This window comes from Mycobacterium rhizamassiliense, assembly GCF_900157375.1.
Lineage (GTDB): Bacteria > Actinomycetota > Actinomycetes > Mycobacteriales > Mycobacteriaceae > Mycobacterium > Mycobacterium rhizamassiliense.
In genome coordinates this window covers 2,376,003-2,397,854 of the sequence record NZ_LT721901.1, presented here as the reverse complement: position 1 = coordinate 2,397,854, position 21,852 = coordinate 2,376,003, and the positions used below count along the sequence as shown (strand labels likewise).

The following is a 21,852-nucleotide window of genomic DNA, read 5'->3' as shown; positions in this document are numbered from 1 at the left end:
GCGACCTGTGGAGCATGGCCTCAGTCGACGCTCGTCGCATCGGAGACGCTCAGCGAGGACGAGATCGCCGACGCGGGTATCGCCGACATCACGCGGGCGCTCGGCGTGCTCGGTCAGATCAGCGCTGAGGGCATGCGTCTGCGCGGGTTGCGGGCCGGTCGGCCCGACCTGCCCGCGCACACCACGGTCGCAACGATCGCCGGCATGGTCGCTTTGCGCTCGACCTTCTTCGGGGCCAACCAGCCTTCCCGTGAGGCGATCGTCGACGAACTCGTCCAAGCGATCCTGCACGGTTTCCTGCATCGCTGCGACTGAAAGCCAAGAACGGCGCGACCGAACATGCCGAATGAATCACCGCGGTGACCAGTCACGAAATGCGGCTGTAGACGTCATGGGCTGGTCAGGGCAGATCCCGGAGGCATTGTGGCGGTGATCAGGGAGCTGATCGGAAGGACACCGATCAGGTCGGCAGGCAGAGCGCGCCCGAGGCGCGCCATCAGCTCGCGGCTGTCGAGGGCGTCGACGATCCATCCGCGGCGCGCAAGCCAATCGGCAATGTCGGTGAGGTCCTCGTGCTTGATGTAGGCCGCCACGTCCATGGCGACGCCGATCTTGTCGCGCATCTCAGCGGCCCCCTGCCGCCAGCTGCTCATCCGATCCTCACCGAGATGGGTCGACGCACTGGGATAGGCGTCCGCTCCGATACAGCTACCCTCGGCGCTGAGCCCGAGTACCCGGTCGAAGAGGTGCTCCTGATCGGCAGACGACAGGTACGGAAGCAGCCCTTCCACCAGCCACGCCGTGGACGCCGAGGCATCAAAGCCCGCCGAGCTCAGCGCTGAGGGCCACTCGTCGTCGCGAAGATCGACCGGCACCGCACGCATATCCGCCACCGGCACCGCGCCATGCGCCCGCAACACGGTGTGCTTGAAACCCAGGACATTGGGTTGATCCACTTCGTAGACCACCACCCCGGACAGGCTGTTCAAGCGATACGACCGGGCATCCAGACCGGCAGCGAGGATGACCACCTGACGGATTCCCGCGGTGACGGCGGCGGCGAGGAAGTCGTCGAAGTGCACGGTTCTGCTGGCGACGTAATCGCGCCCGCTCGTGGCTGCCCGGCGGCCGTTGTCATCTTCGGGACCCATCCAGGACAGGTCACCCGAGGCCATCATCTGCCAACCGGGCTCCTCGACGGCCGCGACCAGCACAGCGGCGAACTCGTCACGAAACAGCGGATCGTCCTGGGCCGTCTCGGCGGCCCGCTGAGCCGCCACCCCCAGCGCGGTGGTTCCGAGATTGGTGGTGACATCCCAGCTGTCGTTGCCGGTCATGACGCCGCCGCGATGTCGACGATGGCGCTGGCCAGCTCCTGGGGTGCATCGATCATCACGTAAGCGAGACTGTGCGGAATCGTGATGAGCGTGGCCCGGGGGAAATCGCGGGCGAGCCGCTCGGCATCGGAGAAGGGAAACAATTTGTCCTCGGTTCCCCACACCACGGCCACTGGCTTGTCGAAGCGCTGGATCGCGTCGACCGCCCGCAGGGTCAGCGCCGGATCCAACGACGCGGTGACGGTGGCGGCTTGCGCACGCGTGGACTTGTTGGTCAGGAAGGCACCGAACAGCTCGGCGCGTTCTCCCGCGGACAGTCGCGTGCGACACACCGCCCGCAGGAACACCTTCTGACCCACCGGGCTGGCCAGCATGGCGAGCATCGCTCGGCCCACCGCGGGACTTCGTCGGCACAACCGCACGACGAGCTTGAACTGGCCAGGCGGGAAGTGCTCGTAGCTGTCACAGTTAGTGAAGACCAGGCTGGCGATGCGCGACACGTCCAGCGAGGGGTCGCCCAGCGCGGCCAGCACCAGCCCGCCGCCGGTGTCGTTGGCCACCACCGTGACATCGTGTAGGTCGAGCTGGTCGAGAAAGGCCACGATGCGCCTCGCCGCGGCGCCGGCACCCAGATCGACATCGCGACCGACCGGCAGATGGGCACCCAGCGGCCAGGTCGGCACGATGCAGCGCACCCGCCCCCCCAGCGCCGCCACCACCCGCTGCCAAATCGCCCCGCCGACGTAAACGCCGTGCACGAACACCACGACTGGCCCCGATCCGGTGTCGGTGAAGTCGATGACTGCGTCATCCACGGTGCAGCTGTTGCCCATCACGCCTCCTTTGCCGGCAGCTTTGTCCATGAGATCTGCCCGCGTGACGTGCGAGCCTACATACAGGCTGTATGTGGGTCAATCATTCGCGGTCGGTGTTGCGCAACCCTTCGACGAGTGCATCCAGGGTGTGCACCGCTCGATCGCGCGCTGCGACCTGATCGGCGGCGTTGGCGATGAACAGTGCGGCCTCGTCGGCGGCCGCGAGCAGCAGATGCGCGAGCACGTCGATCGACAGTGCCGTGGCTAGGTCACCCTCGTCGGCGGCGCGGTGCAGCATGGCGTGGATAGCGCCCAGGCCGTAGCGGCTTTCCAGCTCGCGCCAGCGCTGCCAGCCCAGCACCACCGGTCCGTCGATGAGCAGGATCCGTTGCACGGGCTTGGTCAGGGAGGCGTCGAGGAAGCCGAGCAGGCCGCGCCGCAGCACGTCCAGCGCCGACAGATCCGCATCGCCGGTGAGCTTCTGCGCTGCCGCCATCACGAGTTCTTCTTCGACCGTCAGGAAGACGGCCTCGAAAAGAGCCTGCTTGTCGGTGAAGTGGTGATACAGCGCTCCGCGCGTGCCCACACCGGCGGCCAGCACGATCTCTTCGGTCCCGGTGTCGTGGTAGCCCTTCTCGACGAAAAGGTCACGTGCAGCGTCGATCAACGCTGCACGGGTGGCCTCAGCCTGCGCAGCGCGGCGGGCTTTGGTGTCGAGGCGCTCAGAACCGGCGGCAGCCATCACGTAAGCCTATTGCATACCGCCTGTAGGTGACCTACATTCTGTATCTGAACCGTAGCTTCGCCTGCCCTGTAGCTCACCGGAGGTCGCTGATGCCTGATCCCGTCGATGTCGTCCGCCAGTTCTGCGCGCTGATGGAAAAACGCGACGCCGAGGCGCTGCGCCCGCTGTTGGCCGACGGTGCGGTATATCAGAACGTCGGCATGCCCGCCACCGTGGGCGCCGACGCCATCGTGGAAAACATGGCCGCCCAGTTCTCCATGTTTCCCGACGCCTATGCGTTTGAGATCGTCAACATCGCCCACGACGGTCCGATCGTTCTCACTGAACGACTCGATTACATTCAGGCCCCCGACGGATCCAAACCGGGCGTGCCGGTGATGGGAACATTCGTGGTCGACGAGGACGGCACAATCACCCGCTGGACCGACTACTTCGACGTCAACCTGACCGTCAAAATCCTGCAAGGCGAGGACATCTCGGCGCTGGTGCCCACCGCCTAACAGCTCACCGGCGCAGTGGAATGCTGTTCGCCGAGACGGCTGGCAACGCGGCCGCGATGTCGGGGATGGCCAGTAACAGCCCGGCAACGGTGTCAGCGACGTGATCTTGGTCGGTGGCGAAATCACCGCGCAGCCAGCCGGCGATCACTTCCATCGCACCGCTGACCAACGCAAACGACGCCATCTCGATGTCCAGCCGGCTAGCAGGTCCAGTGGTGGCCGTATCGGTGAGCATCGCGGTCATCGCGTTGGCGATCGCCCGAGTGCTGTCCACGCGCGCACGCTGCATCACGTCGGAGGTGTGCGAGCGCAACAGCAATTGGCCACGGCGCGGATCGGCAGTGAGAAATACCAGCGACGCAGCAGCGGTGGCGCGGATCTGCGCGCCGACATCGGAACCGACACCATGGGCGGCGGCGCCGACTGCCTCCAGCCCGGCAGTGGTCTGATCCCTGACCATGGCTTCTAGCAGTGCGTCGGAATCGGTGAAGTGCTCGTAGAAATATCGGTCGTTGAGTCGCGCGCGTGAACACACCGCACGCTTGGACACCGCGCGCGCACCGTATTCGGCGAAGAGGTCCAGGGCCGCCTCCAGCAGCGCCGCACGCCGGGTGGCGCGACGCCGCTCGGCAGTGACGCCACCGTAAGAGCGCGCAACAGAAGTCATCGCAAAAAGTATCCCAGAGCCCTTGACCCTTCGGACTGTTTGGTGCAATCTGACACCAGAATATATTCTGGTGTCGCGCTGCGCCAGATCTGCCCAGATCTGAGGGAGAGGCCTCATGTCGGTTGAATCGCCTGACGTGTTGATCGCGTCATCAGCACCGATCCACGACCACCCCGCGGCGTCGTGTCTTGCTGACGCGCCAACCGCCTCGGTGGCCCACCGTTTCGAACGCATCATGGGAACCCGGTTGCTGGCACTGTTCTCCCCGGCCCTGTTCGACGAGATGATGCTGCCGATGGTGTCAGCTTCTCTGGTTGACACCGCCCGCATCCGCGACAACCCGTATGGGCGGGCACGGCGCACGGCGGCGTCAGACCAAGTGGCGGTGCTGGCGAACGGCGCCCATCGCCGCGAAGAGATGCAACGCCTGGTGCGGCTGCACCGCGACATCAAAGGCGTGACACCCGAGGGGATCCGGTACAGCGGGCTCAACCCCGAGGCCTGGAACTGGAATCTGATCAGCATCTTCTTCATGCACCGCGGCGCCTTCATCGCGCTGACCGGTGAACAGCTCGACGACACGGGCGATCAGGCCGTCTGGGACCGCTACCGAGCACTCACCGCCGACTTGCAGATGCCCGGCCGGGCGCGTGAACTTCCGACCAGCTATCCACAGCTGTGCGCCTACTACGATCATGTTGCCGCCGAAAAGCTCACCCACACCGAAGCTTTGGACATCGTCATGGCCGCCACACTGCACCCAAGGCGGCCCGCGCACATGCCGGCGATCACCGCGCCGCTGTATTCGCTTCTTGGCCCGATCTTCGGGCATATTGCGGCCATCCTCGGATTCGGCATCATGCACCCCAGAGTCCGCGCCCTGGTCCCGATGCCCTGGACGCGCCGACACGACATCGAATTTCTCGTGTTCAGCCGGGTACTGCGCGGGGCCTACCGTCGGCTGCCGCGCCGCATCACCGAAACACCCTTGGCCCGCAACCGCCGCCAGTACGAGCGCATCGTCGCCCGGTATCAGGGTGTCGGACTGGTGTCCTTCGTGCCCGGCGCCACCCAAACCTGCGGTCGCTGAGGTTGTCTCACGCAGAGCCGACATGCCGCGAAGGAGTCGTCGTGGCGATGGAGACGCTCACGGCGAGCTTTTCCGATTCGACCCGCGCTACGGGAGTAAGGGATTACACGAAAGTGACCAGCGTGCAGAGCTTCTATGACACGGCCGGCCAACGGAGACCGTGCCGGGCAGTGATGGGGTCGACGCGGATACGGGGCCGATCGCAGAGCCATCGCGCCGTCGATACGGTTTCTGACAGTCCATGCTGCGCGCTGCAGGTCAGCCATGGGTGAGTCCCGCAGCGTCGTCATCACCGGGGCCTCGCGCGGGCTGGGGCTGGCCTCGGCGGCCCACCTGTACAAGGCCGGATGGCGAGTCGTCGCGGCGATGCGCACACCGGAGATCGGCCTGCAAAACATACTGGATGCCACCGGGGCCCCCGCCGACAGTTCGCGGTTGATCGGCGTGCAACTCGATCTCACCGATCCGGCATCGATCACGAACGCAGCCAAGGCCATCCTCGAGGCGGTTGGAGCCCCGGATGCTGTGGTGCACAATGCCGGGATCACCGCGGTGGGCTGCGTCGAAGAACTCGACCTCGACGTGTGGCAGCAGCTGTTCGCCACCAACCTGTTCGGCCCGGTGGCACTGACCAACGCGCTGCTGCCCTCGATGCGCGCCGCCGGACGCGGCCGCATCGTGGTGATCGCCAGCGAAAACGGTGTCCGCGGGATGCCCTGCACGGCGTCGTACTCGGCGTCCAAGGCCGGATCTGAGCGGTGGGCTGAAGCCCTGGCCGCCGAGATCGCGCCGTTCGGGCTGGGTGTCAGCGTCCTGGTGACCGGGGTGTTTGACACCGACATCATCACCGACGCCGGGGTGCAGGACCACCGCGACTTCAGCGGACCCTACGGCGCCTTGACCACCACCATCGAGCGGCGGGGCCGACTGGCCATCCGGATGGCCAGCCCGCCCAGACGTTTCGCGCACGCACTGGCCAAAGCCCTCGACGATACTGCGCCCTACGCCCGGCACGCCGTCGGCGTCGACGCCAAAATGCTGCTCATCCTCAACCGGCTTTTGCCCGCCAGGGCGATGCACCAGATCATCCGCATCGCCATGGGCCTTCCACGGCACGGCGCCGCCAAGGCCACGAGCGCAGCGCCACGCCCGGAAAGCGAGAACCGTGTTTGAGGCAGTTACCGGTCGGTCTGAGTCGCGGATGCTCATTGACGACAGCTGGTCGACGGCCAAGCCGGCAACGTGATGTCGGGATCACTGGAACAGTCACTGGCCGTGGCGCGGCGGCTGCGCACCGGGTTCATCGGACTCAACGGCACGGTCGGATACGGCGCCGACACCCCGTTCGGGGGTTTCAAGGCCAGCGGTGTCGGCCGCCAAAACGGTGTCGCCGGGTTCGACCAGTCCACCGAGGTGAAGTCCGTCGCCTACCCAGCCAGCTGAAAGGTTTTAGCGCATGCAATTATTCGATGATCTGGAGGACTTCGGGTCTTTCGATGACGCCGTGGCCGGCGACGTCCGCGACCCCTATACCGAACTGTCGCGGATGCGGCGCACCGAACCCATTCAGCGCCTCGACTTTTCGGTCATGCCCGGCGAGGAGGGCAAACCGGTCTTCATGGTGTACCGCCACGAGGACATTCAGGAACTGTTGCGCGACAACGAAACCTTCTCCTCGGCCATCATCAAGGACTTCTTCGGGATCGGCAAACACGTCATGGTCGGCATGGACGAGCCCGAGCACGGCCGCCACCGCGCACTGGTCTCCAAGGCCTTCTCCCCCAAAGCGCTGGCGCGCTGGGAAACCGATCTTGCCGGCCGAGTCGGCAACGAGCTGATCGACACGTTCGCCGATCGCGGCAGCGCAGATCTGGTGAAGGAATTCACCTTTCCCTACCCCAGCCGAGTCATCGCCGGCCTGCTGGGCCTACCCCAAAAGGACTATCCACAGTTTCAGCGGTGGTCCATTTCGCTCCTGTCAGTAGGGGTCAATCCCGAGCGCGCCGCCGAAGCCACCAAGGCGCTGGGTGACTACCTGGTGCCGATCCTTGCGGCCCGCCGCGAGCAGCCCCGCGACGATCTCACCAGCGGCCTGGCCGCCGCCGAGATCGACGGAGAGAAACTCTCCGATGAGGAAATCTTTTGCTTCCTGCATCTGTTGTTGCCCGCCGGGGTGGAAACCACGTACCGCTCACTGGGAAACCTGCTGTTCGGGCTCCTGTCCAACCCCGATCAGCTCGACGCCGTGCGCGACGACCGCACACTGCTGTCAGCAGCCATTGAAGAGGCCGTGCGGTGGGAGGCGCCGCTGCTGTCGATCACGCGTGTGGCCACCCGCGACACCGAACTGGCCGGGGTGCCCATCCCCGCCGGGTCCTCGGTGATGCCGATGCTCGGTGCCGCCAACCGCGACGAGAACCGCTACCCCGACCCCGACCGGTTCGACCTGTTCCGTCAACCCAGGACCCCGATCTCGTGGGGTCACGGTCCGCACGTCTGCCTGGGAATGCACCTGGCCCGCATGGAGATGCGCGTTGCGGTCAATCTCTTATTGGACCGCCTTCCCAACCTGCGGCTGGACCCCGACGGCAACGATCCCCACATCCGCGGGCAGGTGTTCCGATCGCCGACGTCGCTGCCGGTCCGGTTCGGCGCCGACACCTAAGAGGTGGCGGTGGGTTCCACGACGGGTCGACGCGATGATGCACGGCGGGCGGCCGCAGCACCGCTTACTGCGGCGCTGCCCCGAATCGCCTGCGGTGGACCGGTCTGCCACGTGGGCGCAGTCGCCTCGAACCGCACAATCGCAGACAGGAGGGGGTCGTGACCGGACTGCGCTTCGATGACCGGGTGGTCGTGGTCACCGGCGCGGGCCGGGGGGTCGGACGAAGCCACGCACTGCTGTTGGCCGCCAAGGGAGCACGCGTCGTCGTCGTCGATAGCGGCGCCGACATCGACGGCAGCGGTCACTCTCGGGCGCCCGCCGAAGCGGTCGCCGAGGAGATCAACGCCTCCGGCGGCCAAGCCGTCGCCTGTTTTGCCTCGGTCGCCGATGAACGCGCCGCCGCCGACATCATCGACACCGCGCTCAGACAGTTTGGGCGGCTGGACGCGATCGTCAACAACGCCGGCATCCACGATCCCGCCCCGTTCCAAGATCTGACCGTCAGCCAGTTTCGCACGATGATCGACGTTCACTATGTCGGCACCGCGCTTGTCACCCGCGCCGCCTGGCCGCACTTCATCCGCGCCGGATACGGCCGGGTGGTCAACACCGTTTCTGAAGCCATGCTCGGCGGTATCCCCGAATTGAGCAGTTACGGGGCAGCAAAGGGTGCAGTGTTTGGACTGACCCGGAATCTGGCCACCGAGGGAGCCGCGCACGGCATCGCGGTTAACGCCATCGCGCCGCGCGCGTTCACCCGCATGTCGGCCTCACACTCCCACGCCCTGGCCGACCACCTGTCCATACCCACCGACGTCATGGACCAAATCAACGCCGCCATGCCGCCCGAATTATGCGCGCCGGCAGCGGTGTTCCTGGCTCACGACTCGTGCACACTGACCGGTGAGGTTCTTCAGATTGGGATGGGCAGCGTCGCGCGCCTCGCCGTCGTGCGTGGACCCGGCTTCGCCAGGGACGCGCTGACCGCCGAAGACATCGCCGACAACCTTGCCGACGTCATGAACCTCCACGACGCCTCGGTCACCGGATCCGCCGCGCCCGTATTGTGACGGCCCCACTGCAAGAGGAGATTTGGCTGTGAACGACTTCGATTCGGTCGACTATTTCACCGACCCTGAGCTGGTGCCCGACCCCTACGGGTATTTCGACCATCTACGCGCCAAATGCCCGGTGACCGCCGAGCCGCACCATCAGGTGATGGCCATCACCGGCCACCAAGAAGCCCTCACCGTCTATAAGGACAACACCTTTTCGGCGTGTGTGTCGGTGGCCGGCCCCTACGCCGGGGTGTCCTTCGACACTAACACCGATGACATCAGCGCCCTGATCGCCGAAAAGCGCGACCAGATCCCGATGAGCGAGCACATCGTCACCCAAGACCCCCCCGAGCACGCCTACACCCGAGGGCTGTTGAGCCGTCTGCTGACCCCCAAGCGCCTGTCGGAGAACGAAGACTTCATGTGGCGCTTGGCCGACGAGCAACTCGACGAGTTCGTGTCCCGCGGCAGCTGCGAGTTCCTGGAGGACTACGCGCGACCGTTCTCGCTGCTGGTGATCGCCGATCTGCTCGGTGTTCCCGAAGACGACCACAAGCTGTTCCGTGCGACGCTGGCAGCCAACGACGAGGTCCCCGGCGCTCTCGGCGACGACGCGCCAGCGCACAACCCGCTGCTGTGGCTGGATGAGAAGTTCGCCGGCTACATCGTCGAGCGCCGCGCGCAGCCACGCCAGGACGTGCTAACTGAACTGGCGCAAGCCAAGTACCCGGACGGGTCAACACCTTTGGTGATGGATGTCGTGCACCTGGCGACGTTCCTGTTCTCGGCGGGCATGGAGACCACCACGAAACTTCTCAGCTTCGCGCTGCGCGTTCTCGGGGAGCGCCCCGACATTCAGACGGTGCTGCGCGAGGACCGCAGTCGCATCCCGGTGTTCCTGGAAGAAACGCTGCGCATGGAAAGCCCGGTGAAAAGCCACTTCCGCCTGGCACGGCAATCGACCACGGTGGGCGGCGTGCCGATCGCGGCCGGCACCACCATGATGCTGCTCCCTGGAGCATGCAACCGTGACCCCGCAAAGTTCGACGCTCCCAACGAATTTCGGCTGGACCGCCCGAATGTGCGTGAACACATCGCCTTTGGCCGCGGCAACCACTCCTGCCCAGGGGCGCCGCTCGCGCGTGCCGAAGGCCGCATCTCACTGAACCGCATCTTTGACCGGATGGCCGACATCCGCATCAGCGAGGCCTGCCACGGCCCCGCCGACACCCGCCACTACGGGTATGAACCCACCTTCATCCTGCGCGGTCTGACCAACCTTCACTTAGAGTTCACCCCGCTGGACTGACCGTCGATGTCTTCGGAAACCTCAGATCTCTCCTCCGGCGGCGATATGCCAGTGATGCCGGTCCCCCGCGCAGTTCAGTGTCCGCTTGAGCCGCCTGCGGCATTCACGACCTGGCGCCAGGAGCCGGGTCTGCGACGTGCGACATGGCAAGGCCAACCACACTGGGTGGTGAGTCGCTACCACGACATCCGGGAAGCGTTAGTCGATCAACGACTTTCGGCCGATACGATCGATTGGTCCCGCATGCCTGCGGGCCGCGAAAATACACCCGTCATGTTTGCGCGAACCGACGACCCCGAACATCATCGGCTCCGACGGATGATGACCAGTCAATTCACCTTCAGGCGCAGCGAATCGCGTCGGCAACAAATCCAACAGCTGGTCGATGAATGCCTGGATACGATGATTGCCACCGGGCCACCATCGGATCTGGTGCGCGAATTCGCTTTGCCCGTACCGTCTTTGGTGATCGCTTTGCTGCTGGGCGTCCCGGAGGAAGATCTCGATTTTTTTCAGCGCAACACCGCGATCACCTTGGACTCAAGTGTGAGCGACGAGCAGCGTTCGCAGGCATTTGCGGCAATGTACCTTTACATTCACGAGTTGACACAGCGAAAGCAACGCGAGCCCGGCGACGACCTGATCAGCCGCCTGGTCACCGATTACGTAATGACCGGCCAACTCGATCGAGACACCACAGCCATGACGGGCGTGATCATGATGCAGGCGGGTCACGAAACCACGGCGAATATGATCGCGTTGGGTACCCTTGCGCTGCTGGATCGGCCAGAGGTGTTTCATCGACTGGGCCAAACCGACGATCACTCTTTGGTTGCCAACATCGTTGAAGAGCTGATGCGGTATCTCACCATCGTGCAGAGTCAAGTCGACCGGGTGGCTACCCAAGACCTCGTAATCGGTGGCCAACTCGTGCGTGCGGGAGAAAGGCTGTTGATGAACCTGCCGGCCGGCAACTGGGATGATACTTTCGCCAGCCATCCCGATCAGTTCGATGTCGAGCGAAAGACGCGGGGACACCTCGGTTTTGGCTACGGAGTTCATCAATGCATCGGGCAGAACCTTGCGCGAGTCGAAATGCAGGTAGCGTTTGCGTCACTGGCAAGGCGCCTGCCCAGCTTGCAATTAGCCGTACCGTCAGCCGATCTCACGTTCAAAGCCGAGTCCGGCATCTACGGTATGAATGAGCTGCCCGTCACGTGGTAAAACGCGTTCGGGAGCTCATCCGTGCTGGAGTTCGGGTAGCAGCCGGTCCAGGCGGCGTGGGATCCACCAGTTCCAGTTCCCGGTGATTTTCAATGAAGGCAGGCACAAGGGTGACGCGGATGAGTGTGGCGTCAAACAGCACCGCAACAGCGAGTCCGAATCCCATCTGTTTCATCTCCGGGATTCTGTCCAGGCAGAAAGATCTGAAAATTGCCACCATGATCGCGGCCACCAACAGGATCAGTGTGCAGGCCACAAGAACCGGCACCGGGCGTCTCATCACCGCACGCGCCCAACGTTCCCATCGACTACCGTTGTCTGCCAATCGTTTGGAGCTGGGTGAAGCCTCCTCCCTCTGTCCAGCCGGTCGCCCAGGACGACCAGCAACAATGCCGGCAAGAGGGTCAGTGCGCCGGTGACCAGGACGAGGATAACGAGGATGACTCCGATTGCGGAGTCAGCGTAAAACGGGCCGACCGGTGACTGCCATTGCGACCAGTGAGATGACGACGATCATGCCCGAAAGAGCGCCGTGCGACCCGCTGTCTCGAGTGTTCGCACGATGGCCTGCCGCGGGACCATGCCGGCGGACAGTTCCTCACGGTAGCGCCGCACGATCAGCAACGAGTAGTCGATCCCGATCGCAAGGCCCATCATCGCCACCAACGACTCGACGAATACGTTCCAGTCCATGAGGGACACCGAAGCGACAACAAGCCGAGAGTGACCCCCACAGCGCACATTCCGAGCACCATCGGCATCATCGCGGCCAGCACGGACCGCTGCGCGAGCGGCAGCACGATGAACGCCAATGGCAGACTGACCATCTCGGCGGTCATCATGTCCTGTCCGTCGACTTCGGTGAGGTCGCCCATCAGCGGACTGTTGCCGGCCATCGCGGCGTTGATTCCAGCGGGCATGTCTTTCGCCAAGTGCTCGTTGAGCGACGCCGACGCCTTCCGGCGTTCACCAACATCGCCCTTGAGCAAGACGGTTGCCGTAATGACGCTGCCATCGGCAGAAAGCGCGCCTCCCCCGGAAGCGCCCGCGGGGCAGGACATCCACGATGACCAATTGTCGCCTCACCACGCCGGTTTCCCACGCGAACGTATCGGCGCCTTCGGCACAGATCGCCCCCAACGGCAATCACAGGGTCACACGGTCGTTCCCGACGTGCAGACTGCGCACTCGTTGCTTGCAGACGCCACCGATGCGCCCAGCACTCACTGCTTGTTCGAAGCGCACCGGTCACTGATGGATCCGAGCGTCACGTGGGGACGTCCGTGCGGTTGGGCCATCATCCACGTCGAGGCAATACCCACCGAGTACGGGCCTTGCTGACCGTTTTGCTCGTAAAAGCCCTGCGGGTCATAGACTTTGGCTTCCGCGTAGGGCCAGGGGCACGCGACAGATGTCGCGATCCGTGTCCATTTGAACGAGGCGAACGCCAGCCCGTACACCAAATAGAACACATTGACGATGATGAGCATCACGATGAACGAGCCCAGCGCCGGTCGGCCCGTAAAGATGCGGGCACGTTGGGCCAGTTTCTCCGACACCGTGCGGCCGGTGTCGTCCCGATAGACCAGTATCCCGGCAGGAATCATCACCAGCGTCACCAATGAGGATTCCCACAACAAGGGGAATTGAACGGGAGTGCCCACAAAGATCGACCCAAAGGGAATCACCTGGGAGTACATGTAGAGCCCGGTGTGGATCATCGTGACCTCAAGAATCATGTCGATAATGAACCCGAAGATGAAGATCAGTACCCCCAGGCTCAGCAGGGGGTGGCGCCACACGAAGGTGTCAGTGCCCCGCCGGGCCTGAATTTTGCGCAGCGCCCAGACTCCCGGGAAGTACGGTCCGAACTGGAACATGACGTAGCCGAAGACGACGAACGGTTCGACGGTCGGCGCCAGCGAGACCCATGGCCAGGATTCGGGCCAGTGCCATAGCCGCGGGTCGTACACGGCGTAGGGCGCCCAGTTCATCAGCGGGTCCTGCCAGACGATGATCGTGGTCACCAGGCTCATCAGGATGTAGGGGTGCGGCCCGTAGCGTCGCCAGCCCCATACGCCTGCCACGATGAGGCCCACGACGGCGATGACGGTGAAGATCTGCAGGACGGGGATCCAGTGCTGGTAGCCGAGGAGCGGCTCCCAAGGCCGTGGCGTACCCGTGACCGCGGGGTTTGCGATCCGCGCATCAGGATAATTGCGCACGTTCCACCCGACAGCCACCACCGCGGCGACACCGAGCGCGAGCCACACCCACTTCCAGATCCCGCTGGCCGACCAGCGGGTCCGCTCGATGTCGGGTCGGCTCGCCGGCTTGGAGGTTCGTTCAGTGGTCATTGTCTCTCCTCACCCATCACTGATCGTCTGAAATTTGCGCGGTCACCTGTTGGCGCCCTGGGCACAACGGTCACTTTCGGAGCCGAGCTGCACGTTCGGGCGCCCGCGGGGCTGGCCGTTGCCCCAGGTCGACATGATCCCGACTGAATAGGGACCTTTCTGGCCGTTCTGCTCGTAAAACCCCTGGGGGTCAAAGACTTTGGCGTCGGGGTACGGCCACGGACAAGCGACCGAGGAGGCCAGCCGAGACCACTTCAGCGCGGTGAACGTCACTCCATAGACCAGGTAGGAGACGTTGATGATGACCAGCATCACCAGAAACGAGGCGAGCACCGGCCGCCCTGCGAGGATGCCGGCGCGCTGGGCCAGTTTTTCTGACACCGTGCGGCCGGTGTCGTCGCGATACACCAGGATGCCGGCGGGGATCATGACCAGCGTCACCAACGACGACTCCCACAGCAATGGGAACTGGTAGGCAGTGCCCACAAAGATGGAGCCGAACGGGATCACCTGGGAGTAGATGTAAAACCCGGTGCGCACGAGGAAGACCTCTAACAGCATGTCGATGAGGAAGCCGCAGACGAAGATCAACGCGGCGAGGCTGATCAGCGGGTGACGCCACACGAAGGCGTCAGCCCGGCGCCGGGCCTGACGTTTGCGCAGAATCCAGACGGCAGGAAAATACGGGCCAAACTGAAACAACGCATAACCCAGGACGACGAAGGGCTCGATGGTCGGAGATATCGAAACCAGCGGCCATGACTCGGGGAAATGCCACAGCCTGGGGTTGTACACCGCGTAGGGCGCCCAGTTCATGATCGGGTCTTGCCAGGCGATGAAGGTGGTCACCACACCCATCAAGACGTAGGGGTGCGGCCCATAGCCTCGCCATCCCCACAGGAATAGCGCAAAAAGGCCGGCGACCAACACGACCGCGAAGATCTGGAACAGCCCCAGCCAATGGTCATAGCCCACCAGCGGCTCGACGGGGCGCGCCGCGCCGGAGACCTCCGGATTACCAACCCGCGCATCGGGATAGTCGCGCGCGTTCCACGCGACGGCGACGACCAACGCGACGCCGAGCACCGCGAGCAACCAGGCTGCGATCCTGCCCCTTGGGGACCGTGCAGCGACGCGTTGCGGTGTCCGCGAAGGTGCTGCGGTTTGCTCGGTGGTCACCAACCGCCCTCCACAAACATTTGTTCCGGCCCGGGGCGATCGCCGACTACGTCTCGGGATCGCATCGATAACGCCGGAGCCCCGCTGCGGCGGGGCTGGCGTGGAGGCGGATGGGGTGAACGCCTGTCGTACTCGGATGTCATCTAGCGGCTCACCAGCGCGCGCGTCGCCGGCGCCCCCGGCGGCCGCGACGTCACGGGGTCGACCTGCACCTCTGTCGAGTCAACCGACATTGCTCCCTACCCATTCTTTCTGGTGTCGTTCGGCACCAGACCATGATTGTGGAGTCAGACTGCACCACAACGGGGCCATTGGTCAAGCATTCAGGGGGCACGTCCCATCTGCCGGGCCCGTTTGGCCACTTCAGCAGGGACCCGGCGTCCACGCGGATGTATTGGCCGGTGATGTAGCGGCTTTCGTCGCTGGCCAGGAACACGCCCAGGTTGGCTTTGTCTTCGGATTCGACGGAGGGAATGGGCATGGCCCGGAAAAGGGTGAATAACGGTTCGGCGTCCTCGCGGGTGGCCTTCTTGCCCGCTTGGGTCAGATCCGGGCGGAACATGCTGTACATGCCATCGTTCTGCAGCAGGTGGGTGTTGCAGTTGGTCGGGTGGATGGCGTTGATCTGGATCATCCGCGGCGCCAGGTGCAAGCACATCTCCTCGACGTCCTCCATGACGACGCGCTTGCTCCAGGCGTAGCCCGCCCCGCCGGGGCCCATGTTCGGGTTGTCGGTGGCGCCCCGGATCATGCCGGCGGTGGAACCGGTGACGATGATGGAGGCGCCGTCGCACAGTGCGCGCTATTCGACTAGACCTCTGCACCGGGCCGCGATCATTATGCCAGCATGTGCAGGGAAATACCACTAGCGCGGAACAGATATTTGGTTCAATAGCCGAGAACGGTGCGGCGGGGTGACCTTTCGGAGGGGCGATCAATGCAGAGCCACAACGGCGGTACCGATTCGGGTTCGACCGTGCTGGTCGATTCGCGTCGCGTGGGTGTGTGGCGGTTTGGGTCGCCTGGTGGGTGGCCCCTGGTGTGGAACCACGGCGGACTCAGTTGCGGTATGGACGCCACGGTGATGGACGAGGCGGCGCGTTCTTGTGGTGCCGAAATCATCGCAATTGACCGACCGGGCATTGGGCGCAGCGACCTGTGGAGCATCGCCTCGGTTGGCCAGTGGGGGCACACCGTGGCTCAGGTTGCTGACCTGCTGCTTCTAGATGACTTCGCCGTCGCCGGCTGGTCGGGCGGAGGCCCCTTCGCGTTAGCGTGCGCTGCGGCGATGCCGGGCGAGTACGCGTGGTCGCCACCATCGACGGGATGGCTCCCCTGGAGCGACTCAGGAACGTCTTCGAGATTGGGTTCTTGCCCGATGAGTTGCTCATCCCGGCCGCCCGATGGGCGCCGTGGGCCGCTGCGGCGCTGCTGCAACTGATACGCCGTGTACCGCCACGGGTGCTCGGGTGGGTCCTCCCGCACCTAGCAGGCAGCCGGGATGGCGCAGCACTCAACCCGCCGCCCCTATCCCTGCTGGCGACGCATCGCGAAGTGATGAGCGGCGGCGTACAGGGAATGGTCGAAGAGTACCGTCACTACTTCGGCTCATGGGGCTTCGACCTCCCCGAGATCCAGCAGCCGGTCACCATCTGGCAAGGGGAAGAGGACACCTTGGTGCCGATGAAACATGCACGTCGTTTGGCTAGCCTGTTGCCCAACAGCACGCTGAGAACGGTTCCCGCGACCGGTCACCTGCTCCCCGTTGTCATGGCCAAAGAAATTCTCGACGATCTCGCGCCAAGGCCGCGCAACTAGCCAATAACTTCAAACTGACCCACTACCCACAGGTGCGGGCATGGTGACTGCGACGGTGCTCATCGCGCCGACCAGGTCGACGTCGGAGGCGTCGACGAAATGCATGGGGTCGGGGTTGCCCATCGCCATCGGCAGGATGCCGGCATTGGCGACGACGACGTCGATCCTGCCGAGATCGGCCAGAGCGGCCTCGACGGTGTCGCGCAGTTCGTGGCGTTCACGCACTCGGGATTCGCGCGACCACGCGCCGCCCAAGTTCTTTCACCGATCGTTCGGTGTCAGAGAGGTCGTCGGGTGTCGCCAACGGGTGAGTTGCTCGGGACGTCCCGGCAGATATCGAGGGCAACGATGTCGGCGCCCGCTTTGGCTATGGCGACGGCGTGCGCGCGCCCTTGGCCGCGGGCAGCTCCCCTGATGACGGCGACCTGCCGTCGAGACGTCCGGACAAAGGATCTTCCTCCACTTCGGTTGCTTATCAACGTGATACGGCTAACCTGCAGGCCGGTCCATCAACCAGGAGCAGGAAGCGGTGACTCGGCGTCTGGCTGCGGTCCCTTGACCAACCCAACTGATCTGGTGCAATCTAGCACCAGATCTTATTCTGGAGTCAGACTGCACCACAATAGGTCGGGACGGAGAGGACGAGCGATGTCGCTAAGCTGCCCGCGTGTCTCGACCGGCCGGTTAGAGGTGTCTGCTGAGCTGGTGGCCATCTCAGTTCTCTTCGGTAGCGCGTCGATGAGCTTGGGTCCGACCGGGTCGAGCAGCTGTCGGGTTCGCGTTGCGCCCAGGAAACGCTGCCGCCCCGCCGCACCCGCCGACGCTCTTGGGGATTCGCCGTCATGACAGGCCTGCTTCGATTCGCCACCCGATGCTTGCCTTGGCAATTCATCGGCACCACGCGTGGTCGCACGCCGCGAGAGCACGGTCGATTCAGCGCCGGCCACAACAACGTCGGACGGAGGTCAGCCGCACCCGGCGCCGCCAACAGACCTCCAGACATTATCGAGTGTCAGTCATGGTGACCCGCGCCCGCGTCATGCGATCGGCTCAGCCCCGCCGGGCCGAACCGATGTCACCACCGCATAGTGGTCCCCGCTTGCCGGCGGACACTTGTTGGGCCCGCCAGTGCACGGCACGTGCCAGGATCCTGCAAGCGGCCGAATCGGTGATCGCCTCGGCAGGCCCGCGCGCCTCGTTGGCTGACATCGCCGCAGCCGCCGGCATATTGGCGGGCAGCCTGTATCACCACTTCAGCAGCAAAGAAGAGTTACTTTTCGAACTGGTCCAGCGTTTTCGCGCCGACATCGACGGCGTCGCAAAGGCGGCGCTCGATGACACCGACCACCGCCAGGCCAGCCCATTCCCCGCCGGGTTCTATGACTTCGGCTCAGCCATCGCGCGCTGTGCGGCGCGCCACCCGGCCGCATTGCAGATGTCATTCTTCGAGGCTGCCAGCGCCAACCCATCACTGAGCCTGCTTCTGTCCGCGAGACCCACGACGCTGCAATACACGATGACCCAGATACTGGCGGCCGGCGCGGCCAACGGTCTGCTTCGATCAGGTGTCGCCATATCGGCGCTGGCCGATCGTATCTGCCAAAGCCTGATGCACGTCGGGCTCGACGTCATCCGCCACACCGCCGCCGCCGAGGATGTCGCCGCCCTGTTGTGCCGAATCATGACGACAGGGCTGAGCAGCCAGCCGCCTACAGATGACGAACTGGACTCCTCGGCCGCCTTCGCCGCCGCCGAAAAGGCCATCGGCTCGTGGGGTGAGGACAGCCATGTCGAGGTCACCGGCAAGTCCGCCTACATCCACGCCGTGGCGCGAGAACAATTCGGTCGCCGCGGATATGAGGCCACCACGATGCGCGACATCATCGAGGCCACCGCATTGGGTCCTGCCCGCGTGTACTCGGTGGTCGGCTCCAAAGACAGGTTGTTCAGAGCGATCATCGAGGCGTTCGGACGCAAGGCCGGCGGAGGTTTCGCCGAAGTCCTGGCCAGCGACGCCACCGCGGTCGAGAAGCTCGATGCGCTCAGTTGGGTCAACATCAACGCGATCGACCGCTTCCCCCACGAGTGGAAGATTCAGCTCGCGTGGCTGCGCCAGCACCCGCCGAACACACCAGAACCAGGCCTGGCCTTCGCCCAGCGACTGGCCGAACTGGAAAGCCTGCTGCGCGAGGGCATCCGGTCACACGACCTGCAAATGCACACATCATCGCTAGAGATGCTGGCGCGCTGCGTCATGGCCGTGTTGTGGATACCCGAAAACCTCGTCCACCGCCTGGGTAGACGGGCGGCGCTGCGCCTGGCCCGCGACACCGTGATCCGTGGCATCGCCGACCGCAGCCTGACTCCGACGCGCGGCCCGGCACGGACATAGGACCAGATGACACCCGATCGCCCCGCCACACCCTTGCCACAGCTAGAGATGCTGGCCTCAGCGCTGTCAGGGCAACCGGTTGCCGTCGCCGCGATAGAGCCCGGGCAGCCGTGCTGGACCAACAGGCGCACGATTTTCGTCGACCCAAACAGCCCGCCCACAGCTCGACTCACCGCGATCACCGTTCAAGCCTGTCTGATCGCGGCCGACAGCCTCCAACCCGCGATCACCCGCACATTGAGCACACATCGCGCGGCGGTGCGCCGCTACCTGGCCATTGAAGGTCACCGCGCGCTGGCCGCCAACCAGACGTGGCTGCCCCCGGCAGTGCGCACGCTCATCGACGACGACCTCGCCTCGCGCACCGACTCGCCGGCCGCCTCACTCGACATCGCGTTAAGTCGCCAACCCATACCCGACCCGCCCGCCGATTTCGGCGTCCTACGTCCCCGCAAGGTCGTCGTCGACAAACGCGCCGACCACGGGCCCGGGCCGGCCGGCGAGCACACCCCACGACGACAACAGGACAAAGAACTCCAGGAACTGGCCGACGACGACATCGCCGACGACCAGGACATGCAAGACCCGTTCACCAGCCCGGTCGGCGGTGGCGGCGTGCTGGGCAAACTGCTGGCACGCATGCTCAGCGTGGTGCGCCAGCTGTCCGGAGGCGGCCAACCAGGCGCTGACACACCGACGCATCGCACCCGGGCCGGCGCGACGGGCAGCACTGCAGTGGTTTCCAACGCACGATCGGCAACCGAGACTGACGATCCCTTCGCCCCGCACGCCGCGACATATCCCGAATGGAACATGCGCGAGCGCCGCTACCGCCCGCAGTGGTGCACGGTGCACGAGATCGAACCCCCGAATACCGGTGCGGCCGCGCACATCGCACGCGATATCGGGCTGCGTAAGCCGCTGGCACGCCTCGGGGTCGGCCTGCAACGGTCGCGCCGCCAGGCCCAAGGCGACGACATCGACATCGACGCGGCGGTGGAAGCCCAAGTGGAAACACGGGCCGAAGCGCCCTCGGCCGAGGAGGTCTACCTCGATACCCTGCGGCGCCGACGCGATCTGGGGGTGATGATTTTGGTCGACGTCTCTGGATCCACCGCCGAACCGGGAACGCACGGTCAGACCGTACACCAACAGCAGCGCACCACCGCAGCAGCGCTCACCGTGGCGCTGCACGACCTCGGTGACCGAGTCGCGTTGTATGCGTTCGCCTCCCAAGGTCGATCAATGGTTGAGGTGACACCGGTAAAACGCTTCGACGATCACCTCGACACCCGCACCATGCAACGGCTGCAGGCCATCACTCCCGGCGCCTACTCACGACTGGGCGCCGCGATCCGTCACGGCACAGCGGCGGTAGAAAAACACGCCGGCACGCCGCGCCGCCTGCTCGTGGTGGTCTCTGACGGCCTGGCCTACGACCACGGATACGAACGCGACTACGGTGCCGCCGACGCGCGCCGCGCGCTGGGGGAGGCGCGCCGCCGCGGCACCGGCTGCCTGTGTCTGACCATCGGCGCCAGCACCGACGTCGCGGCGCTGCGCCACGTCTTCGGCAGCACCGCCCACGCCACCATTGCACGCCCCGAGGATCTCAAAGGTGTTGTCGGACCCCTTTTTCGGTCCGCGCTTCGCTCGGCAGAAGCGCGCCGCCGCCTGACCAAAGCCACCCGCCCGGTTCAGCACATCACCTCAACAGAACGGACACGAAGCGCATGACGCGATCCACCGACCCCCAGCACCTGACCAACGTGTCCGCACCGCGAGACCCCGGCAACGACGGTGGGCGGCTGCACGTTGCCAGCACCGAGGGTGCAGTGGCCCCATCGGCGGCCGCCGACACCGCCGGCAACGGTGAATCGACCCGCGCCGACGTCGGCGACAGTGCTGCCCGTCCCTACTATGTCGCCGTCGGTGATGAAGAAGACGTGTTCAAAGCCGCCTACCTGCAAGGCCTTTCGATTCTGCTCAAAGGTCCCACCGGCTGCGGCAAGACCCGCTTCGTCGAGGCCATGGCCCACGACCTGGGTCGCCCACTGATCACCGTCGCCTGCCACGACGACCTCACCACCGCCGACCTCGTCGGACGATTCCTCCTCATCGGCGGAGACACTCAATGGGTCGACGGGCCGCTGACCCGCGCGGTGCGCGAAGGAGCCATCTGCTACCTCGACGAAGTCGTCGAGGCCCGCCAAGACACCACCGTCGTGCTGCACCCATTAGCCGATCACCGCCGCCAGCTGCCCGTCGAACGGCTCGGCGTCACCCTCGAGGCGGCACCCGGGTTCGGCCTGGTGGTCTCCTACAACCCCGGCTACCAAAGCGTCCTCAAAGATCTCAAAGACTCCACGCGGCAACGCATGGTCGCCTTAGAGTTCGACTTCCCCAACGCCGACATCGAAGAAAAGATCGTCGCGACCGAAGCAGGAATCAGCAGCGACCACGCCGCACAGCTCGTCCGGTTCGGTCAAGCGATCCGGCGCGTGGAAACCGGGGGGTTGCGCGAAGTGGCGTCCACGCGGGTGCTCATCGCAGCGGGCCGCCTGATCGCCCAAGGCCTTCCCGCACCCAAAGCGGCACGCGCCGCGATCGCCGGACCCCTCAGCGACGATCCCGCCATCACCAACGGACTCATCCAGATGATCGAGGTCTACCTCAACGAAAACGTCTAGCGAATC

The 21,852-nt window shown here is 64.9% G+C and carries 18 protein-coding genes and 5 pseudogenes; 13 read left to right on the top strand and 10 right to left on the bottom strand.

Going from position 1 to position 21,852, the window contains the following annotated elements:
* Nucleotides 1-27: 27 nt before the first annotated feature.
* Nucleotides 28-315, top strand: a pseudogene (locus MRAB57_RS11740) (TetR/AcrR family transcriptional regulator); the annotation flags it as partial.
* A 74-nt stretch (nucleotides 316-389) separates the two neighbouring features.
* Here the strand turns inward: MRAB57_RS11740 and MRAB57_RS11735 are convergent.
* From MRAB57_RS11735 to MRAB57_RS11725, 3 genes are all read right to left on the bottom strand, one after another.
* The gene (locus MRAB57_RS11735; RefSeq protein ID WP_077087697.1) at nucleotides 390-1,337 is read right to left on the bottom strand and encodes an SAM-dependent methyltransferase; all 948 of its coding nucleotides are present in this window, start codon (nucleotides 1,335-1,337) and stop codon (nucleotides 390-392) included.
* Nucleotides 1,334-2,170 carry an alpha/beta fold hydrolase gene (locus MRAB57_RS11730; protein WP_077090558.1) on the bottom strand — a complete coding sequence of 279 codons (837 nt, stop codon included), beginning with the start codon at nucleotides 2,168-2,170 and terminating at the stop codon, nucleotides 1,334-1,336. Before MRAB57_RS11730 ends, MRAB57_RS11735 begins: the two co-directional genes overlap by 4 nt.
* Nucleotides 2,171-2,252: 82 nt before the next feature.
* Nucleotides 2,253-2,894 (bottom strand): TetR/AcrR family transcriptional regulator, encoded by a 642-nt coding sequence (locus tag MRAB57_RS11725; protein WP_066911730.1) that lies wholly within the window; start codon nucleotides 2,892-2,894, stop codon nucleotides 2,253-2,255.
* Nucleotides 2,895-2,986: 92 nt separating this feature from the next.
* Between MRAB57_RS11725 and MRAB57_RS11720 the strand changes: the two genes are divergently transcribed.
* Complete coding sequence (locus tag MRAB57_RS11720) at nucleotides 2,987-3,397, top strand: limonene-1,2-epoxide hydrolase family protein (RefSeq protein ID WP_077087696.1); 411 nt, start codon at nucleotides 2,987-2,989, stop codon at nucleotides 3,395-3,397.
* A 4-nt stretch (nucleotides 3,398-3,401) separates the two neighbouring features.
* On the opposite strand, the gene MRAB57_RS11715 is transcribed toward MRAB57_RS11720, so the two are convergent.
* Nucleotides 3,402-4,064 carry a TetR/AcrR family transcriptional regulator gene (locus tag MRAB57_RS11715; protein WP_066911724.1) on the bottom strand — a complete coding sequence of 221 codons (663 nt, stop codon included), beginning with the start codon at nucleotides 4,062-4,064 and terminating at the stop codon, nucleotides 3,402-3,404.
* A 115-nt stretch (nucleotides 4,065-4,179) separates the two neighbouring features.
* Here MRAB57_RS11715 and MRAB57_RS11710 point away from each other — a divergent pair, with 115 nt between their 5' ends.
* The 7 genes and pseudogenes from MRAB57_RS11710 (at nucleotide 4,180) to MRAB57_RS11680 (ending at nucleotide 11,410) form a co-directional block, all read left to right on the top strand.
* Nucleotides 4,180-5,154: an oxygenase MpaB family protein gene (locus MRAB57_RS11710; protein WP_083743369.1), complete on the top strand. Its 975-nt coding sequence runs from the start codon at nucleotides 4,180-4,182 to the stop codon at nucleotides 5,152-5,154.
* 264 nt (nucleotides 5,155-5,418) lie between these two features.
* A complete protein-coding gene (locus MRAB57_RS11705) occupies nucleotides 5,419-6,327 on the top strand; it encodes an SDR family oxidoreductase (RefSeq protein WP_077087694.1) in 909 nt (302 codons plus the stop codon).
* A 54-nt stretch (nucleotides 6,328-6,381) separates the two neighbouring features.
* Nucleotides 6,382-6,597 (top strand): annotated as a pseudogene (locus tag MRAB57_RS11700) (aldehyde dehydrogenase family protein); the annotation flags it as partial.
* A 13-nt stretch (nucleotides 6,598-6,610) separates the two neighbouring features.
* Nucleotides 6,611-7,819, top strand: coding sequence for a cytochrome P450 (locus tag MRAB57_RS11695; RefSeq protein WP_024636719.1), 1,209 nt, complete (start codon nucleotides 6,611-6,613; stop codon nucleotides 7,817-7,819).
* A 158-nt stretch (nucleotides 7,820-7,977) separates the two neighbouring features.
* Nucleotides 7,978-8,889 (top strand): SDR family NAD(P)-dependent oxidoreductase, encoded by a 912-nt coding sequence (locus tag MRAB57_RS11690; protein WP_077087693.1) that lies wholly within the window; start codon nucleotides 7,978-7,980, stop codon nucleotides 8,887-8,889.
* A 28-nt stretch (nucleotides 8,890-8,917) separates the two neighbouring features.
* Nucleotides 8,918-10,186 (top strand): cytochrome P450, encoded by a 1,269-nt coding sequence (locus MRAB57_RS11685; RefSeq protein WP_077087692.1) that lies wholly within the window; start codon nucleotides 8,918-8,920, stop codon nucleotides 10,184-10,186.
* A gap of 6 nt (nucleotides 10,187-10,192) precedes the next feature.
* Nucleotides 10,193-11,410 (top strand): cytochrome P450, encoded by a 1,218-nt coding sequence (locus tag MRAB57_RS11680; RefSeq protein WP_077087691.1) that lies wholly within the window; start codon nucleotides 10,193-10,195, stop codon nucleotides 11,408-11,410.
* Here the strand turns inward: MRAB57_RS11680 and MRAB57_RS11675 are convergent.
* The 5 genes and pseudogenes from MRAB57_RS11675 to MRAB57_RS11650 all read right to left on the bottom strand — a co-directional run.
* The gene (locus MRAB57_RS11675; protein WP_157900593.1) at nucleotides 11,400-11,678 is read right to left on the bottom strand and encodes a hypothetical protein; all 279 of its coding nucleotides are present in this window, start codon (nucleotides 11,676-11,678) and stop codon (nucleotides 11,400-11,402) included. The genes MRAB57_RS11680 and MRAB57_RS11675 overlap by 11 nt on opposite strands.
* 245 nt (nucleotides 11,679-11,923) lie before the next feature.
* Nucleotides 11,924-12,471, bottom strand: a pseudogene (locus MRAB57_RS11665) (MMPL family transporter).
* A gap of 162 nt (nucleotides 12,472-12,633) precedes the next feature.
* Nucleotides 12,634-13,767, bottom strand: a complete 1,134-nt coding sequence (locus MRAB57_RS11660; RefSeq protein WP_077087688.1) for a spirocyclase AveC family protein — start codon at nucleotides 13,765-13,767, stop codon at nucleotides 12,634-12,636.
* A gap of 42 nt (nucleotides 13,768-13,809) precedes the next feature.
* The gene (locus tag MRAB57_RS11655; protein ID WP_077090557.1) at nucleotides 13,810-14,946 is read right to left on the bottom strand and encodes a spirocyclase AveC family protein; all 1,137 of its coding nucleotides are present in this window, start codon (nucleotides 14,944-14,946) and stop codon (nucleotides 13,810-13,812) included.
* A 343-nt stretch (nucleotides 14,947-15,289) separates the two neighbouring features.
* Nucleotides 15,290-15,742, bottom strand: a pseudogene (locus tag MRAB57_RS11650) (SDR family oxidoreductase); the annotation flags it as partial.
* Nucleotides 15,743-16,251: 509 nt separating this feature from the next.
* On the opposite strand from MRAB57_RS11650, the gene MRAB57_RS11645 reads away from it, so the two are divergent.
* Nucleotides 16,252-16,764, top strand: coding sequence for an alpha/beta fold hydrolase (locus MRAB57_RS11645; RefSeq protein ID WP_157900592.1), 513 nt, complete (start codon nucleotides 16,252-16,254; stop codon nucleotides 16,762-16,764).
* Between the two features lie 36 nt (nucleotides 16,765-16,800).
* Here the strand turns inward: MRAB57_RS11645 and MRAB57_RS11640 are convergent.
* Nucleotides 16,801-17,212, bottom strand: a pseudogene (locus MRAB57_RS11640) (SDR family NAD(P)-dependent oxidoreductase); the annotation flags it as partial.
* Between the two features lie 624 nt (nucleotides 17,213-17,836).
* Between MRAB57_RS11640 and MRAB57_RS11635 the strand changes: the two are divergent.
* From MRAB57_RS11635 to MRAB57_RS11625, 3 genes are all read left to right on the top strand, one after another.
* Nucleotides 17,837-19,156, top strand: a complete 1,320-nt coding sequence (locus MRAB57_RS11635; RefSeq protein ID WP_077090556.1) for a TetR/AcrR family transcriptional regulator — start codon at nucleotides 17,837-17,839, stop codon at nucleotides 19,154-19,156.
* 237 nt (nucleotides 19,157-19,393) lie between these two features.
* A complete protein-coding gene (locus MRAB57_RS11630) occupies nucleotides 19,394-20,893 on the top strand; it encodes a nitric oxide reductase activation protein NorD (protein WP_425436742.1) in 1,500 nt (499 codons plus the stop codon).
* Complete coding sequence (locus MRAB57_RS11625; protein ID WP_083743368.1) at nucleotides 20,890-21,846, top strand: CbbQ/NirQ/NorQ/GpvN family protein; 957 nt, start codon at nucleotides 20,890-20,892, stop codon at nucleotides 21,844-21,846. Before MRAB57_RS11630 ends, MRAB57_RS11625 begins: the two co-directional genes overlap by 4 nt.
* Nucleotides 21,847-21,852 lie beyond the last annotated feature (6 nt).